The sequence below is a fragment of the Actinocatenispora rupis genome (assembly GCF_016861975.1).
GTDB classification, from domain to species: domain Bacteria; phylum Actinomycetota; class Actinomycetes; order Mycobacteriales; family Micromonosporaceae; genus Actinocatenispora; species Actinocatenispora rupis.
Genome location: NZ_BOMB01000032.1, coordinates 140896 through 155538, shown reverse-complemented (window position 1 = coordinate 155538; position 14643 = coordinate 140896). Strand labels below are relative to the sequence as shown.

Genomic DNA, 14643 nt, shown 5'->3' with positions numbered 1-14643 from the left:
CGACCGGCCGAGGTCGGGTCGGGCACACGGCCGGGTGCGCGCCGTTCACCGACGCGGGTCCGTCCGGATGCCGTAAGACAGCACGCAGCGGCAACGGACGACCGGAAGGGCACACCGCCATGGCGATGACCGACATTCGCAACGTCGTACTGGTGCATGGCGGGTTCGTGGACGGATCCGGTTGGCGGGGCGTGTACGACCTGCTCAGCCGGGACGGGTACCGCGTCAGTGTCGTGCAGTATCCGACCATCTCCCTGGCCGACGACGTCGCCGTCACCACCCGGGTACTCGACCAGCAGGACGGCCCGACCATCCTCGTCGGCCACTCGTACGGCGGGGCGGTGATCACCGAGGCCGGCCGGCACGAGAACGTGGCGGGCCTCGCCTACATCGCCGCGTTCGTACCGGACCGCGGGGAGTCGGTGGACACGCTGCTCGCCGACCCGCCGCCCGGCGCCCCCGTACCGCCGATCCTGCCGCCGGTGGACGGTTCGCTGTTCCTCGACCGGGCGAGGTTCCGGGAGGCGTTCGCCGGCGACCTGTCCGACGGCGACGCCGCCTTCCTGGCCGACTCCCAGCTGGCGTGGGGAGTCGAGGCGCTGCACGCCCCGGTCTCGGAGCCGGCGTGGCGGCTGCGGCCGAGCTGGTACCTGGTCGTCAACGGCGACCGGATGATCCCGCCGCCCGCCCAGCGCGCCATGTCCGAACGCGCCGGCGCCACCGTCACCGAGGTCACCGGCAGCCACGCCATCCACATCTCCCAACCGCAGGCGGTGGCCGACCTCGTCAAGCAGGCCGCGGCCACCCTCGGCCAGCGGTAGCGGCGCACGACGTCGAGGGCCGCGGTGCGCAGCGCGTCGAGCCGGGCGTACCGCGGGCCCCGACAGCTGTCCGGGGCGTGCGGGGGAGGAGGTTCCCGCCACGCACCGGCAGCGCCCGCACCCCGTCCGGGACGGTCGACTCAGCGCGACCGGCACCGCCGTGATGTCGCAGCCAGCGGCACCCAGGTGCAGCTCCGCCGATCCGTCCCGGACGGGGTGCGCGGTCCCGGTCCGCGCTGGTCACGTGATGATGCGCTTCCGTCACGACGCGTCCCATTGTTCAACTGTCGCATTGTTGAACAGTGCGACAGTTGAACAATCGATTGTTAGTCACCACCCGCATCACGCGAGCACGGTCAGCGGGTGCTCCAACAGTCCGGTGAGCGTGGCCAGGAACTGCGCGGCGAGCGCCCCGTCGATGATCCGGTGGTCCGCGGTCAGCGTGCACCGCAGCCGCCGTACGGTGCCGCCGCCCGCCGCCGGCTCCTCCCGTACCGCGCCGACCGCCAGGATCGCGCCCTGCGGCGGGTTCACGATCGCCGTGAACGACTCGATCCCGTACATGCCGAGGTTGCTGATCGTGAACGTGGCGTCGGCCAGCTCGTCCGGGGCGAGCGTACGGTCCGCCGCCTTTCCGGCGAGTTCCCTGGTACGGGCCGAGATGTCGGTGACCGACGCGCGGTCGGCGTCGTGGATCACCGGCACGATCAGCCCGGCCGGCGACGCGACCGCCACCCCCACGTGCACCCGCCCGTGCAGGAGCGTGCGCCCCCGCCCCTCCGGGGAGTACGACGCGTTCACGCCCGGGTGGGCGCGCAGGGCGCGGGCCACCGCCCGTACCAGGAGGTCGTTGACGGTCACCTTGCGGCCGTCGAGCGCGGCGTTGACGCGTACCCGCAGGTCGAGCAGGTCGTCGACGGCCGCCGACGCGGTCACCGTGAATGTCGGCACCGTGCTGGCACTCGTGGTGAGCCGCGCCGCGATCGTCTGCCGTACGCCGTCGAACGGCACCGCCGTCGGTTCCCGCCGATCCGTCCCGCCCGCCGGTGCGCCGGCCACCGGTGACACCGCCGCGGTACCGAACAGGTCGAGGTCGGCGCGGACGATCCGGCCACCGGGGCCGGTGCCGGGCACGGCGCTCAGGTCGATCCCGCGTTCCCGGGCGAGCCGCCGGACCAGCGGAGTCGCGGCCCGCCGCCCCGGCCCCTCCACCCGCGCCGCCACATCGGACATCGCCGCCCCCGCGGCCGCAGACCCCGACGGCGCGGGCTTCACCGCCGCCCCCGCGGACGCGGACTCCGACGGCGCGGGCTCCACCGCCGCCCCCGGTACCGCCGCTGCCCCCGATGCCGTCGACTCCGGTGGCGCCGACGCAGCGGGTACTGCCGACCCCGGTGACGGGACCGGAGATGGTGGTGTGGCGGGGGAGTCGGCGGTGAGGCGGGCGATGGGGGCGCCGATCGCGGCGGCCCGGCCCTCGGGTACGAGGATCTCGGCGACCGTGCCGGCCTCGTACGCCTCGTGTTCCATGACGGCCTTGTCGGTCTCGATCTCGACGAGCAGATCCCCGGGTACGACGCGGTCCCCGGGCCGCTTGTGCCAGGTGGCGACGGCGCCCTCGGTCATGGTGTCGGACAGGCGGGGCATGAGGATGTCGGTCATCTCAGGTCTCCCGGGTCAGCGGCGCCGGGCGACGGCGTCGAGGGTCTGGCGTACCGCGGCGATGGCGTCGTCGGCGGAGGGCAGGGCCGCGGTCTCCAGCGGCTTGGCGTACGGGAGGGGCACCTCGGCCATCGCGACCCGGCGTACGGGCGCGTCGAGCCAGTCGAAGGCGCCGTCGGAGATGGTGGCGGCGACCTCGGCGCCGATCCCGTACGTGAGCCAGTCGTCCTCCAAGACGACGGCGCAGTTCGTCTTGCGTACCGAGGCGACGACGGTGTCGCGGTCGAGGGGGCGCAGGCTGCGCAGGTCGACGACCTCGGCGTCGATGCCGTCGGTCTCGGCGAGCCGCTCGGCGACCTGGAGGGCGACGGCCGCCATCCGGGAGTACGCGACGAGGGTGATGTCTGTGCCGGTACGGGTGATGCGCGCGGTGCCGATGGGTGCGGGTTCGTCGTGGTCGGGGACCTCGCCGCGGGTGTTGTAGAGGGCGAGGTTCTCCAGCACGAGTACCGGGTCGTCGTCGCGGATCGCGGCCAGCAGCAACGCTTTCGCGTCGGCCGGGTCGGACGGCGCCACGACCTTCATGCCGGGTACGAACGCGTAGTACAGCTCGACGTTCTGCGAGTGGGTGGCGCCGAGCTGCTGTCCACCGCCGCCGGGAGTACGGATCACCATCGGCACGCGCGCCTGCCCGCCGAACATGCCGTACACCTTGGCGGCGTGGTTGACGATCTGGTCCAGGGCGAGCAGCGAGAAGTTGATGGTCATGATCTCGACGACGGGCCGGAGCCCGAGCATCGCGGCGCCGACGGCGGCGCCGGTGAAACCCTCCTCGGCGATCGGGGTGTCCCGGACCCGTTTCGGCCCGAACTCGTCCAGCAACCCCGCCGTGATCTTGTATGAGCCCTCGAACCGGCCGATCTCCTCGCCCAGCAGGAACACGCTCTCGTCCCGGCGCAGCTCGGTACGCAGCGCGTCGTGCAGGGCCTCCCGGTAGCTGCGTACCGTCATGCCGGCACCCCGTTCGCGGGTACGGGGAACAGCGGCTCGCCGGGCAGCCGGCGCGCGTCGTTCGGCACCGGCGTGGCGTACGTGTGGTCGAACAGGGTGGACACGTCCGGGTGCGGGCTGTGCTCGGCGAAGTCCGCCGCGGCGGCGACCGTGGCCGTGGCGTCCGCGTCGATCTCGGCGATCAGCTCGTCGGTGAGCAGCCCCGCGCCGTGCAACCGCACTGCGTACGCCGCGACCGGGTCGGCCGCCGCCAGCGCCGCCGCCTCCGCCCGGCTGCGGTACTTCGCCGGATCCACCACCGAGTGCCCCTTCAGCCGTCCCGACACCGTTTCCAGCAGGTACGGCCGGCCGGCGCGGGCGCCCGCCAGCGCGGTACGGACCGCGTCGTACACGGCGGTCGGGTCGTTGCCGTCCACCCGCGCCGAGTCCATCCGGTACGCGGCGGCCCGCCGGTGCAGCTCCGGCTCGGCGGACGCCTGCTCGACGGTGGTGCCCATGCCGAGCCCGTTGTTGACGATCACGTACACGATCGGCAGGTGCCACAGCGCGGCGAGGTTGAGCGACTCGTGGAACGCGCCGATGTTGGTGGTCCCGTCGCCCAACAGGCACACCACGGCCTCGCCCCCGCCCCGGTACTCGATCGCCAGCGCGGCGCCGGTTGCGAGCGGCACCTGGCCGCCGACGATGCCGTACCCGCCCATGAAACGGGTGTCGGCGTCGAACATGTGCATGGATCCGCCCCAGCCGCCCGACACCCCGTCGGTACGGCCGTACAGTTCGGCCATCACGCGTTCGGGCGCGATCCCGCGCGCGAGGGCGTACCCGTGTTCGCGGTAGGTGGCGAACAGGTAGTCGGTTGGGTCGAGCGCGGCGGCCAGCCCGGCGACGGTCGCCTCCTCGCCCAGGTTGAGGTGGCAGTACCCGCCGATCCGGGCCTCCGTGTACGCCCGCGCCGCGCGCTCCTCGAACCGCCGGACGAGCACCATCTGCCGGTAGAACGCGAGCAGTTGCGCGTCGTCCGCGGCCGGGTTCGTGGGTGGGCGGCGGCGCCTGCGCGGCGCGGAGGTACTGGTGGGCATGCGGGGTCTCCTTCTCGCCGGCGCGGTCCGCCCGTCGGGTGTCGGCGGTGCGCCCTCGCGCCGGTGGCCCGGCGCATTAATGAAACGTTGCTCGTTTCATTGTAAGCTGGGTACCGACGGGTTGTCGACGGGAGGAACCGCGATGGGTACGAGTGGGTCGCCGGCGTCACAACGCAAACGCGGCCGCCCGACCGCCGCCGAACGCGCCCAGCGCCGCGACGAGATCGTCGACGCCGCCGTCCGGCTGTTCGTCGACCGCGGCTTCGGGCACGTCTCGCTCGACGACGTCGCCGCCACCGCACACGTCGCCAAACGCACCATCTACACGTACTTCGGCGACCGGAGCGACATCTTCGTCGCCGCCGTCGAGCGGCTCCGCCAGCGCACCCTCGACCTCGCCGCCGAGACCAGCGACGACCTCGCCACGCTCGCCACCACGATCGTGCAGACGCTGCACTCCGACGAGGCGATCGGGCTGCACCGGCTGATGGTCACCGAGGCGCACGCGTTCCCCGACCTCGCCGCGCGCTTCTACCGCGACGGACCCGAGGCGTACGTCCGGGCGCTCGGCGACCGGCTGCCCCGGCCCGACCCGGCGCTCGCCACCGCGCTGTTCACCCTGCTGCTCGGCGAACCGCACCGGCAGCGCCTCCTCGGCCTGCGCGCCGCACCGGGCCGCGCCCAGGCCCGCGCGCACGCCCGCGCCGCGCTCACCCGGCTCGGCCTGGACGTCTGAGATTTCCGTTGCGCCGCAACGGATCCGGTCAGGTGAGGTCGAGCGTCGACACCAGCCAGCGGTCGTGCGTGTTCACCAGGATCAGCCGGATCCGGTAGTGCGACACCTTCGCCGTCGGCGTGGTGGTGTTGCGCACCGAGGAGTTCGCCGCGACCAGCGCCGTGACCTTCGTCGGCCCCGCGGCGGTCAGCGCGACGCGCAGCACGGTGCCCTTCGAGTACACCTTGTTCTGGACGATGGCCGCGCGGGTCTTCGCCGCGTTCGCCAGGTACTCGCGGCGGAAGTCGCCGGTGCTCAGCGCCAGCACCCGTTCCTGGTCGGCGTTCACGGTCGTCGGGCTCATCCGCAGGAAGGCCCGCACCGCGGCACTCGCGGCCGACTTCGCCGCCGGCACGTACGGCGGGTCTTCCGGGGGCCGCGTCACGACCAGACCCACGAGTACGGCGAGGGTCAGCAGCAGCACGAGGCCGAGCGCGCCGATCGCGATCAGCCAGCCGCGCGGACCCCGGCGGATCGCCGCCGGCACGGTGGTCACAGCGCCTCCATCTTCGCGATCAGCCAGCGCCCCGAGGTGTACTGCATGACCACCTCGACCCGGTTCTGGTCGGTCGTGACGCCCGCCGTGCGCGAATCGCTGCGCTGCTGGTCCACGGAGGCCAGCAGGGTCACCGACTCCGTTCCCGCGGACTCGACGCCCAGGTCGAGCACGGTCGCCACGACGGACGCCTTCCGCGCGGTGATCTGGCCGCGCTGCTTGGCCATCGTCGCCAGGTACTCCCGGCGCATGGCACCCGTGCACAACCCGCGGCCGACGGCGATGTCGCGGTCCAGATCCGCGTAGTTGTACCCGAGGACGACGGGTACGGCCTTCTGCGCCGCGGCGATCGCCCCCTTCGCCGGGGTACCGGGCCACGTCGGCGTGGGCCGCGTCAGCCGGTCGACGCCGACCACCGCGGTCGCGCCGCCCGCGACCAGCAGCAGTACGGCGAGCACCAGGACCGTGACGAGGTACCCGGTCCGTCGGCGCTTCGGCGGGCTGGTGCCGGGGAAACGGTCCGGATCCACCGTTGGCCCGGGACCGGCCGGCGACGGGTGGACCGCCCAGGGCGCCACCGGTGGGCCGGATGCGGGTCCAGGCGCGGGCGCCGGTCCGGTACCGACCGTCGCCGCCGGTGCGGCGTCGGTTGCCCCGATCGCCGCCGCGGGCACGCCCCCGGTACGGGGCACGGCTTCCGGAGCCGCCCCCGCCAGCAGCGGCACGTGCAGGGCGCCCTCGGCGACGACCAGCTCGGGCTGTTCCAGTACGACCGGGGCGATGCCGAGGCGTTCGTGCAGCAGCGCGGCGAGCATCGGTACCCGGCTGCCACCGCCGACGAGGAAGATCCCGGCGAGCTGCGCCGCGGTCAGCCCGGCGCGGCCGATCACGTCGGCCAGCAGGTCGACCGCGGGTGCCAGCCGCGGCCGCGCCAACGCCTCGAACTCGGTACGGGTCAGGTGCAGCGCCGCCGTGCCCGGCACGTGCACCGGTACCGACGACAGCCGGGACAGCGCCTCCTTCGCGCCGCGCACGTCGTCCCAGAACAGCCACCGGTCCCGGTACTCGTCCGGCGACGACGGCGCGTCCAGCCGCGTCCAGGCGGTCGCCGTGTCGTCGGCGGTCGGGACGAGCACCGTACGGATCCGCTCGACCAGCGCGGCGTCCAGGTCCAGCCCGCCCAGGTCCGGCAGGCCACCCGTGGCGAGCACCTGGTAGCCACCGGGATCGGCCCGTACGACGGCGGTGTCGGTGGTGCCCGCGCCCGCGTCCAGGACCGCGAGCACCCCGCCCGCGGGAAGGTCCGAGCGCAGCACGGCCGTGAAGTACGCGGCGGCGGCGACGGGCTCCGGCAGCAGCGCCGCGACCGTCATCCCGGCGTTCGCGGCGGCCGTGGCGAGCACCTCCCGGCGCGGCGCGCCCCAGTCCGCCGGGTGGGTCAGCACCACCGGCGGCAACTCGCCGGCCACCCGCACCGCCTCGTCCGCCACCCGGCGCAGCACCGCGGCCAGCAGGTCCACCGTCGGTACCGGGGCGCCCAGCAGTACGGCGGCCTCGTCGACGCGCCGCTTCGGATTCGGCTCGTACCGGTCGGGGTCGGTGCGGGCGCCGCGCACCGCGTCCCGGCCGACCCAGTGCACGCCGCCCGGGTCGACGAACACCGCGGAGGGCAGCAACTCCGCCCCGTCGAACAGCAACGCCCGGGTACGCCCGTCGGGCCGGCGCAGCACCGCGACCGTGTTCGACGTGCCCAGGTCGACGCCGAGCAGGAAGTCGGCCATGTCCCTCCCCGTACCAAATCGGGCACAGCCTAGGCCATCGTCACCAGCCCCGACCCGCGGCACCGGCCCACGGTGTCACCGCGGGAGAGTGGTCCGGGTCAGGTGGTACGGCGCGGGCGGTAGGTGAGGCGCGTGAGGTCGGTGCCGACGGTACGGCTCTCGACCAGGCGCAGCGGTGTCGCCGCGGTGTCGCCGAACAGCCGGGTGCCGGCGCCCACCACGATCGGGTACACGGTGAGGCGCAGCTCGCCGACGAGGTCGCGGGCGAGCAGCACGCCCAGCAGCCGGGCGCTGCCGAGTACGAGGAGGTCGCCGTCGGTCCGGCGGGCCAGGTCCGCGCACCCGGTGGCGGCGTCGCCGGTGAGCGCGCTCGTGTTCGCCCAGGTGGGCGTGCCGAGGCCGGTGCCGGTGACGACGTACTTGGGCAGGTCGCGCAGGGCGTCCGCCCAGTCGCCGGGCCGGGACGCCCAGCCGCGCGCCACGAACCACTCGTACGTGCGGCGGCCGAGCAGTAGCGCCGTGGCCGTTCGCGCCTCGCGTACGCCGGCGGCTGCCCACGCCGCGCGGTCGGCCGCGTCGACGCAGCCGAGCCAGTCGCCCGGCCCGTCCACGCTCTCGAAGACCCCGTCGAGGGTGACGTTCTCGCTGACGACGATCCTGCCCATGTCGGTACTCCCGGGTCCGGTGGTGTGCTGCCACCCGTACCGACGTCGCGGCGTCGCGACACGGGGCGCGCCCCCTTTCCGCCCCGGGCGTCGTCGGTACCAGGATGGACGGGGACGGGAGGATGACCGTGGGGGAGCCGGAGCTGGTCGGTCGGGCGCGGGCCGGGGACGGCGCGGCGTTCCGGACGCTGACCGAGCCGTACCGTCGCGAGTTGCAGGTGCACTGCTACCGGATGCTCGGCTCGCTGCACGACGCCGAGGACGCGGTGCAGGAGACGCTGCTGTCGGCCTGGCGCGGACTCCCCGGGTACGACGGGCGCGCGGCGATCCGTACCTGGCTGTACCGGATCGCGACGAACCGGTGCCTCGACGCGCTGCGGTCGACCCGCCGGCGGCGGGCCAGGGAGTGGGACGTACCCGGGGTCGAGCCGCCCGAACCGACCGGCCGCATCGAGGTCCGCTGGCTGGAGCCGTACCCGGACGCGCTCCTCGACGCGACGGTCCCCGGACCGGAGGCCCGCGTCGAGCAGACCGAGGCGGTGTCGCTGGCGTTCGTGACCGCCCTGCAACTGCTGCCGCCGCGCCAACTCGCCGCGCTCGTCCTCCGCGACGTGCTCGGGTTCCCGGCCCGCGACACGGCCGACATCCTCGACACCACCGTCGAATCGGTGAAGAGCGCGCTCAAACGCGCCCGCGCGGCACTCCGGCGCCGCCGGCCCGCCGACGGTCCGCCGCACGCCGGGTCGCCGGTCGAGAACGCCGTCGTCGCCCGCTTCGTCCACGCGTACGAGTCCGCCGACGTCGACACGCTCGTCGGGCTGCTCACCGACGACGCGTTCCTGTCCATGCCACCTCTGCCCCTGGCGTACGCCGGGCGTGACGCCGTCGTTCGCTTCTGTGCCACCATGTTCGGCGCGGGCCGGCACCTCGACCTCGTGCCCACGCGGGCCAACGGCCAGCCCGCGTTCGGCGTGTACCTGCGCGCCCCCACCGGCGTACGCCGCGGCACCGGCCTGTTCGTCCTCACCCTCGCCGGCGACCGGATCAGCGCCCTGACCCGCTTCGACCACACCGTCCTCCCCGCCTTCGCCCTGCCCCCGTCCCTCCCACCGACCCGCCCCTGACGTACCACCAGCGGCGCGGCGCGGCGCTCGCGTCGTCGGCTGCGGCGCGAGATCGGTCCCCGGGGCACGTGGCGGTCGAGCGGTGATCTGCCCCGACCGGTACGCATGCCGTCGCGTCACGTACCGATGGAGCGGAGTCGGCACGGGCGGCGGCCACGCCGTCGGAATCGATAGGCACCGCACCTGGATCGCCCGCGCAGCAACCGAAAGCGTCGGCGCACCGGTCGGGAGCGGCCCTACCGCGGCCGGCCGGGACCACGCCTCTGCCGCGAGCGAGGACGCAACGGCGGGCAGTGGCGCGGGGGTTCACTCTGCGGCGAGGTTGCCGTCGCGTACGAGGTGGTCGAGGAGGTCGACGGCGAGGGGGAGCGCGCGCTCGTCGATGTCGAAGCGGGAATGGTGGTGGGGGGCGGGGTTTCCGGCGCCGACGAGGAGGTAGCCGGCGCGGCCGCCGTGGTCTTGGACCGCGGCCATGAGTACGGTCGCGTCGTCGCTGGCGGTCATCGTGGCCTCGGGCCGGCAGGTGGTGACGCCGCTGGTGCGCTGCGCGGCGGCGGTGACGGCCGCGGTGACGGTCGGGTCGTGCCGGGCGACGGTGGCGCGGCCGGTCTCGGTGGTCTCGACGGTGAGGTCGTGCATGGCGGCGGCGCCGGCCAGTACGGTGGCGACGCGCTCGGTGAGGGCGGCGAGTGCGGGTTCGGTGTCGGCACGTACCTCGATGTCGAGTTCGGCGCGCGCCGGTACGACGTTGGCGGCGGTGCCGGCGACGAGACGGCCGACGTTGAGTCGGGTGACGACTCCGGGTACCGGTGGGAGTCCGTGCAGCGCGAGGGTGGCCGCGGCGGCGCCGAGCAGGGCGTTGCGGCCCTGGTCGGGTGCGAGCGCGGCGTGCGCGGGGCGCCCGGTGAACACGACGCGCAGCTTGACGGTGGCCATCATGCCGACCGCGGCGGCGGCGACGGTACCGGTGGGGAGGCCGAGGCCGAGGTGCATGGCGACGAGGACGTCGACGTCGTCGCAGCAGCCGGCGGCGGCGAGCGCGCGGGCCCCGCGTACGCCTTCCTCGGCGGGCTGGAACAGCAGCCGTACCTCGCCGGGGAAGTCGCGGTCGGCGGCGAGCCGCTGGCCGAGCGCGACGCCGACGGCGACGTGCCCGTCGTGCCCGCAGGCGTGCATGTACCCGGGCCGGGTGGACGCGAAGCCGCCGGCGGCCGGTGCGTGCGCGGGGTCGGTCGACTCGGTGACGGGCAGCGCGTCGAGGTCGAACCGCAGCGCCACGACCGGTCCGGGCAGGTTTCCGGTCACCGACGCCACGACCCCGGTGGTACCGCCGGACAGCGCGGTGACCAGCGTCGGGTCGATGCCGCGGGCCAGGGCCCGATCGGCGGCGGCGGCGAGTTCGGGTTCGTCGGGGAGCCCGGTGAGGCCGGTCACGTCGCAGACCGGCGCCCCGTACCGGACGGTGCAGCCGGCGGCGCGCAACGCCTCGATCACCGTCGCGGCGGTACCGATCTCGGTGAAGCCGACCTCGGGGTGGGCGTGCAGCGTCCGCCGGAGCTGGGTGACGTCCGGCGGGGTCATGCCGGGTAGTCCGGTGGGCACTGGACGAAGTCGTCGCGTACGGCGTCGCGGAACTCGGCATCGGCGAGCAGGTCGGCGCCGGTGCGGGCGAGCGCGCCGGCCATCGTCCAGGTCGCCTCGTGCGCCTCGGGGGTCGCCACGAGTCGGGTCATCTCCCGGGAGTGGGTGGCGGTGCCGCGCGGCAGCACCGCCAGGTACGGATGGATCGTGGGCAGGGCGAGGCTCACGTTGCCGATGTCGGACGAGCCGGTGCCGCCGCGCAGTACCGGGGTTTCGACGTCGATCCCGGCCGTACGCAGGTGGTCGGCGACGCGGAACGCGAGCGGGTGGTTGTTCTTGCGCTCGGCGTACAGGAGACCGGGGGTGATCTCGACGGTGGTGCCGGTCGCGGCGGCGGTGCCCTGGGCGGCGGCGCGGAACCGCGACACGAGTTCGCCGACCGACTCGCGGGTCAGGTCGCGCACCTGGAACTCGCCCCGGGCGTACTCGGGGACGACGTTGGCGGCGGTGCCGCCGTGCGTGATGATCCCGTGCAGCCGCACCGTTTCCGGCACGAACTGGCGCATCGCGTCGACCGCCACGAACAGCTGGATCAGCCCGGCGAGCGCGCTGCGGCCGTCGGCGGGGGAGCCCGCGGCGTGCGCCGCGACCCCGTGGTACTCGACGACGAGCTTCTGCGCCGCGGTGGCGTGCCGGATCGGCAGCGTCCGGTCGCCGGGGTGGAACATCAGCGCGGCGTCGACGTCGTCGAACACGCCGCGGTCGAGTTCGAGGATCTTGCCGCCGGCGCCCTCCTCGCCGGGCGTACCGATGACGCAGACGGTCCCCGCGAGTCCGGTACCGGCCAGCGCAAGCGCGGCGCCGACGCCGCCGGCGGCGATCAGGTTGTGCCCGCAGCCGTGCCCGATCTCCGGCAGCGCGTCGTACTCGCACAGGAACGCCACCCGCGGCGTGCCCGTCCCGTACTCGGCGCGGAACGCGGTGGGCAGCCCGGCGATCCCGCACTCGACGCGGAAACCGTTGCGCCGCAACATATCGGTGAGCAGCCCGGCGGAGCGGTGCTCGGCCATCGCGAGTTCGGGGTGCGCGTGCAGGTCGAGGCTGAGCGCGGTCAGCTCGTCGCGGTGTGCGGCCAGCGCGCCGTCGATCGCCCGGTACGCCGCGGTCATGTCGACGCTCACAGCACCGCCCCCAGGACGCGCCGGGCGTTGCCGCCGAGTGCGGCGGTGATGTCGGTGTCGGACCAGCCGTGCGCGACCAGCCAGGCCGCGGTGTTTCCCACCGCCTCGCCCGGGTTCTCCATGCCCGCCACGTACTCGGCGTCCAGGTCGGGCAGGCCCGGTACGGCGGGGCGGGGCCAGCCGGCCGCGTCGTACAGGCCGAGGTGGTCGCCGAAGAACGTGTCGGGACCGAGCGCGACGTGCTGCACGCCGACCAGCGCCGCGCAGTACTCCAGGTGGTGCATGGCGTCGTCGAGCGTGTGGCCGCCGCCGTCCCGCCGGCTCCGCGTACTGCCCGGTGCCGCCTCGATGCCGATCAGTCCGTCGGTGTCGGCGACGGCGCGCAGCACGTCGTCCGGCTTCATCCGGGGCGTGGGCCAGACCGCCCGCGCGCCGGCGTGACTGATCACCACCGGGCCCGTCGCGTACCGGGCGGTGTCCACAGTGGACACGTCGCCGACGTGCGCGACGTCGACGACCATGCCCAGCTCCGCCATCCGGCGCACCGCGTCGCGGCCCAGCGCGGTCAGGCCGCCGTCGGTGGCCTCGCCGAGCCCGCCCGCCAGTGCGCTGCCCGCGTTGTACGCCAGCCCCGCGGAGCGGAAACCCTTGGCGTACAAGGTGTCCAGGCCGGACAGGTCGGTGCCGACCGGGCCCAGGTCCTCCAGTGCGGCGAACACCGCGGTCCCGGTCTCCCGCACCTCCGACCACGCCACCGCCCGGTACGCGTGCCGCGCGGTGGCGAGCGACGCGGTCAGCGCGTCGGCGTACGCCAGCGCCTCGTCGAGGGTGCCGCCGGCGAGCTTGCTGGCGAACACGGCCGCGAGACCCGAGCGCGCCAGTCCCGCGTCTCCCACGTACTGCCGGCCGGAGTCGGCGAGCGCCGCCCAGCTCTCCGGCGTGAGCGGATCGGGCAGGCGTACCGGATGGTCGTGCAGGGACACGGCGTCGCGGGCGAGCCGCGCCGACCGGTCCCGCTGCGCCGCCGACAGCGGCGGGGTGTGGGCCGGTACCCGGTCGACGTCGGTGGCCAGTGGTACCACGGGTGGTGCGGTCACGTCAGGTTCACGTCCTTGGTCTCGCGCATCCGCCAGAACACCACCGTGCCGATCAGCGCCACGACGATCACGTAGACCGGCGCCGCGGCGTACCAGTGGTGGTCGGCGAACGTTTCCATGATGAGCGGTGCGGTGCCGCCGAACAGCGCACCGCACAGCGCGTACGGCAGGGCGATGCCGACCGTGCGCACGTTCGAGGGGAACAGCTCCGCGTACAGCGGGGTCAGCGTGGCCGAGCTGAACGCCTGGAGTACCAGCCCGACCAGGCTCACCACGAGCAGGTTCGGGAACGTGCCGTTCAGCGAGTGCAGCAGCGGGTACGCCAGCACCACCATGCCGACCGAGTAGACGAGCAGGGTGGGGCGGCGGCCGATCCGGTCGCACAGCAACGCCACGAACGGCAGGAGTACCACGAAGACCGCGAGCCCGATCGTGTTCGTGAGCGACGCGGCGGACTTGTCGATCCCGGTCGTGATGTTCGCGTACGCCGGCAGGTAGGTCAGCCACATGTAGTACGTGACGAAGCCGGACAGGGACAGCCCGGCGAGCAGCAGCGCCGCCTTCCGGTGCGTGGACAGCATGTCCCGCAACGGGGTCCGGGACACCCCGTCGGTCTCCGTCAGCTTCCGGTACGCCTCGGGCTCGGAGACGCCGACCCGCAGCCACAGGCCGACCAGGCCCGCCACCGCGCCGAACAGGAACGGGATCCGCCACCCCCAGCCCTGCATCGCGTGCTCCGCCAGCGTCGAGCTGAGCACGGTCACCGACGCCGAGGCCAGCAGCGCGCCGAGCCCGACGCTCACCTGCTGGAACGACGCGGTGAACGCGCGGCGCCCCGGCTTCGCCCACTCGGCGAGGAACGCCGACGACGACCCGTACTCGCCGCCCGTGGCGATGCCCTGCGCCAGCCGGGCGAGGACCACCAGTACCGGCGCCAGCCAGCCGACCGTCCCGTACGTGGGGGTCAGCGCGAACAGGAGGCTCGCGCCGCCCATCAGCAGGATCGTCGCGGTGAGGCCCGCCTTGCGACCGCGCCGGTCCGCGTACGCGCCGAGGATCGCGGCACCCACCGGCCGCATCAGGAACGAGATCGCGAGTACGACGAGCGCGGAGATCCGTGACGAGCTGGCGGTACCGGGGAACAGCTCGACGGCGAAGTACGGGAACAGGAACCCGTACAGCGCCCAGTCGTACCACTCGACGAAGTTGCCGATGGTCCCGGCGACGACGGCGCGCACCCGGCCGGTGGGCACTCGTCGGGTACGGGACGCGGTCAGTTCGGCCGCCATGGCAGTCCTCCTGGCGATGCGGGGGGAGTGGGCGTCCACGCGGCCGTGCCACGTGGACCCATCTCGCGACATGGTGCGCTA

At 74.1% G+C, this 14643-nt stretch carries 13 protein-coding genes; 3 read left to right on the top strand and 10 right to left on the bottom strand.

All coding sequences use genetic code 11. The annotated features are described in order from the left end of the window. Positions 1–125: 125 nt before the first annotated feature. A complete protein-coding gene (locus Aru02nite_RS27735; protein ID WP_203662567.1) occupies positions 126–821 on the top strand; it encodes an alpha/beta fold hydrolase in 696 nt (231 codons plus the stop codon). A gap of 342 nt (positions 822–1163) precedes the next feature. Here Aru02nite_RS27735 and Aru02nite_RS27730 read toward each other — a convergent pair whose 3' ends face one another. Genes Aru02nite_RS27730 through pdhA form a run of 3 tightly spaced genes read right to left on the bottom strand, consistent with a single transcriptional unit; the run spans position 1164 to position 4573 of the window. Next, positions 1164–2483, bottom strand: a complete 1320-nt coding sequence (locus Aru02nite_RS27730; protein WP_203662565.1) for a dihydrolipoamide acetyltransferase family protein — start codon at positions 2481–2483, stop codon at positions 1164–1166. Positions 2484–2498: 15 nt separating this feature from the next. Then, a complete protein-coding gene (locus Aru02nite_RS27725) occupies positions 2499–3494 on the bottom strand; it encodes an alpha-ketoacid dehydrogenase subunit beta (RefSeq protein WP_203662563.1) in 996 nt (331 codons plus the stop codon). Continuing rightward, positions 3491–4573 (bottom strand): pyruvate dehydrogenase (acetyl-transferring) E1 component subunit alpha, encoded by a 1083-nt coding sequence (gene pdhA / locus Aru02nite_RS27720; RefSeq protein WP_203662561.1) that lies wholly within the window; start codon positions 4571–4573, stop codon positions 3491–3493. The genes Aru02nite_RS27725 and pdhA overlap by 4 nt, the downstream gene beginning before the upstream one ends. 142 nt (positions 4574–4715) lie before the next feature. Between pdhA and Aru02nite_RS27715 the strand changes: the two genes are divergently transcribed. Next, entirely contained in the window at positions 4716–5309 is a 594-nt protein-coding gene (locus tag Aru02nite_RS27715) for a TetR/AcrR family transcriptional regulator (protein ID WP_203662559.1), read from the top strand. Between the two features lie 28 nt (positions 5310–5337). Here Aru02nite_RS27715 and Aru02nite_RS27710 read toward each other — a convergent pair whose 3' ends face one another. The 3 genes from Aru02nite_RS27710 to Aru02nite_RS27700 form a co-directional block, all read right to left on the bottom strand. Continuing rightward, on the bottom strand, positions 5338–5844 hold the full coding sequence (locus tag Aru02nite_RS27710) for an Rv1363c family protein (RefSeq protein ID WP_203662557.1): 507 nt from the start codon (positions 5842–5844) through the stop codon (positions 5338–5340). Next, positions 5841–7625 (bottom strand): Hsp70 family protein, encoded by a 1785-nt coding sequence (locus tag Aru02nite_RS27705; protein ID WP_203662555.1) that lies wholly within the window; start codon positions 7623–7625, stop codon positions 5841–5843. Before Aru02nite_RS27705 ends, Aru02nite_RS27710 begins: the two co-directional genes overlap by 4 nt. A gap of 98 nt (positions 7626–7723) precedes the next feature. After that, positions 7724–8290 carry a dihydrofolate reductase family protein gene (locus Aru02nite_RS27700; protein ID WP_203662553.1) on the bottom strand — a complete coding sequence of 189 codons (567 nt, stop codon included), beginning with the start codon at positions 8288–8290 and terminating at the stop codon, positions 7724–7726. Between the two features lie 122 nt (positions 8291–8412). On the opposite strand from Aru02nite_RS27700, the gene Aru02nite_RS27695 reads away from it, so the two are divergent. Further along, on the top strand, positions 8413–9414 hold the full coding sequence (locus Aru02nite_RS27695) for an RNA polymerase subunit sigma-70 (protein ID WP_203662551.1): 1002 nt from the start codon (positions 8413–8415) through the stop codon (positions 9412–9414). A gap of 306 nt (positions 9415–9720) precedes the next feature. Here the strand turns inward: Aru02nite_RS27695 and Aru02nite_RS27690 are convergent, their stop codons facing one another. The 4 genes from Aru02nite_RS27690 to Aru02nite_RS27675 are packed head-to-tail and all read right to left on the bottom strand — an operon-like array spanning position 9721 to position 14562. Then, positions 9721–10995, bottom strand: a complete 1275-nt coding sequence (locus Aru02nite_RS27690; RefSeq protein WP_203662549.1) for an amidohydrolase — start codon at positions 10993–10995, stop codon at positions 9721–9723. Next, on the bottom strand, positions 10992–12176 hold the full coding sequence (locus Aru02nite_RS27685; protein ID WP_203662548.1) for an amidohydrolase: 1185 nt from the start codon (positions 12174–12176) through the stop codon (positions 10992–10994). Before Aru02nite_RS27685 ends, Aru02nite_RS27690 begins: the two co-directional genes overlap by 4 nt. Further along, positions 12173–13273 carry a dipeptidase gene (locus tag Aru02nite_RS27680; protein ID WP_203662546.1) on the bottom strand — a complete coding sequence of 367 codons (1101 nt, stop codon included), beginning with the start codon at positions 13271–13273 and terminating at the stop codon, positions 12173–12175. Before Aru02nite_RS27680 ends, Aru02nite_RS27685 begins: the two co-directional genes overlap by 4 nt. Next, on the bottom strand, positions 13270–14562 hold the full coding sequence (locus Aru02nite_RS27675) for an MFS transporter (RefSeq protein WP_203662544.1): 1293 nt from the start codon (positions 14560–14562) through the stop codon (positions 13270–13272). Before Aru02nite_RS27675 ends, Aru02nite_RS27680 begins: the two co-directional genes overlap by 4 nt. Between the last annotated feature and the right edge of the window lie 81 nt (positions 14563–14643).

Bases quoted from the DNA above. Each gene is read 5' to 3' on its own strand.
- Aru02nite_RS27735 (WP_203662567.1), top strand. From the start codon at position 126: ATGACCGACATTCGCAACGTCGTACTGGTGCATGGCGGGTTCGTGGAC.
- Aru02nite_RS27730 (WP_203662565.1), bottom strand. From the start codon at position 2,483: ATGACCGACATCCTCATGCCCCGCCTGTCCGACACCATGACCGAGGGC.
- Aru02nite_RS27725 (WP_203662563.1), bottom strand. From the start codon at position 3,494: ATGACGGTACGCAGCTACCGGGAGGCCCTGCACGACGCGCTGCGTACC.
- pdhA (WP_203662561.1), bottom strand. From the start codon at position 4,573: ATGCCCACCAGTACCTCCGCGCCGCGCAGGCGCCGCCGCCCACCCACG.
- Aru02nite_RS27715 (WP_203662559.1), top strand. From the start codon at position 4,716: ATGGGTACGAGTGGGTCGCCGGCGTCACAACGCAAACGCGGCCGCCCG.
- Aru02nite_RS27705 (WP_203662555.1), bottom strand. From the start codon at position 7,625: ATGGCCGACTTCCTGCTCGGCGTCGACCTGGGCACGTCGAACACGGTC.
- Aru02nite_RS27700 (WP_203662553.1), bottom strand. From the start codon at position 8,290: ATGGGCAGGATCGTCGTCAGCGAGAACGTCACCCTCGACGGGGTCTTC.
- Aru02nite_RS27695 (WP_203662551.1), top strand. From the start codon at position 8,413: ATGACCGTGGGGGAGCCGGAGCTGGTCGGTCGGGCGCGGGCCGGGGAC.
- Aru02nite_RS27690 (WP_203662549.1), bottom strand. From the start codon at position 10,995: ATGACCCCGCCGGACGTCACCCAGCTCCGGCGGACGCTGCACGCCCAC.
- Aru02nite_RS27675 (WP_203662544.1), bottom strand. From the start codon at position 14,562: ATGGCGGCCGAACTGACCGCGTCCCGTACCCGACGAGTGCCCACCGGC.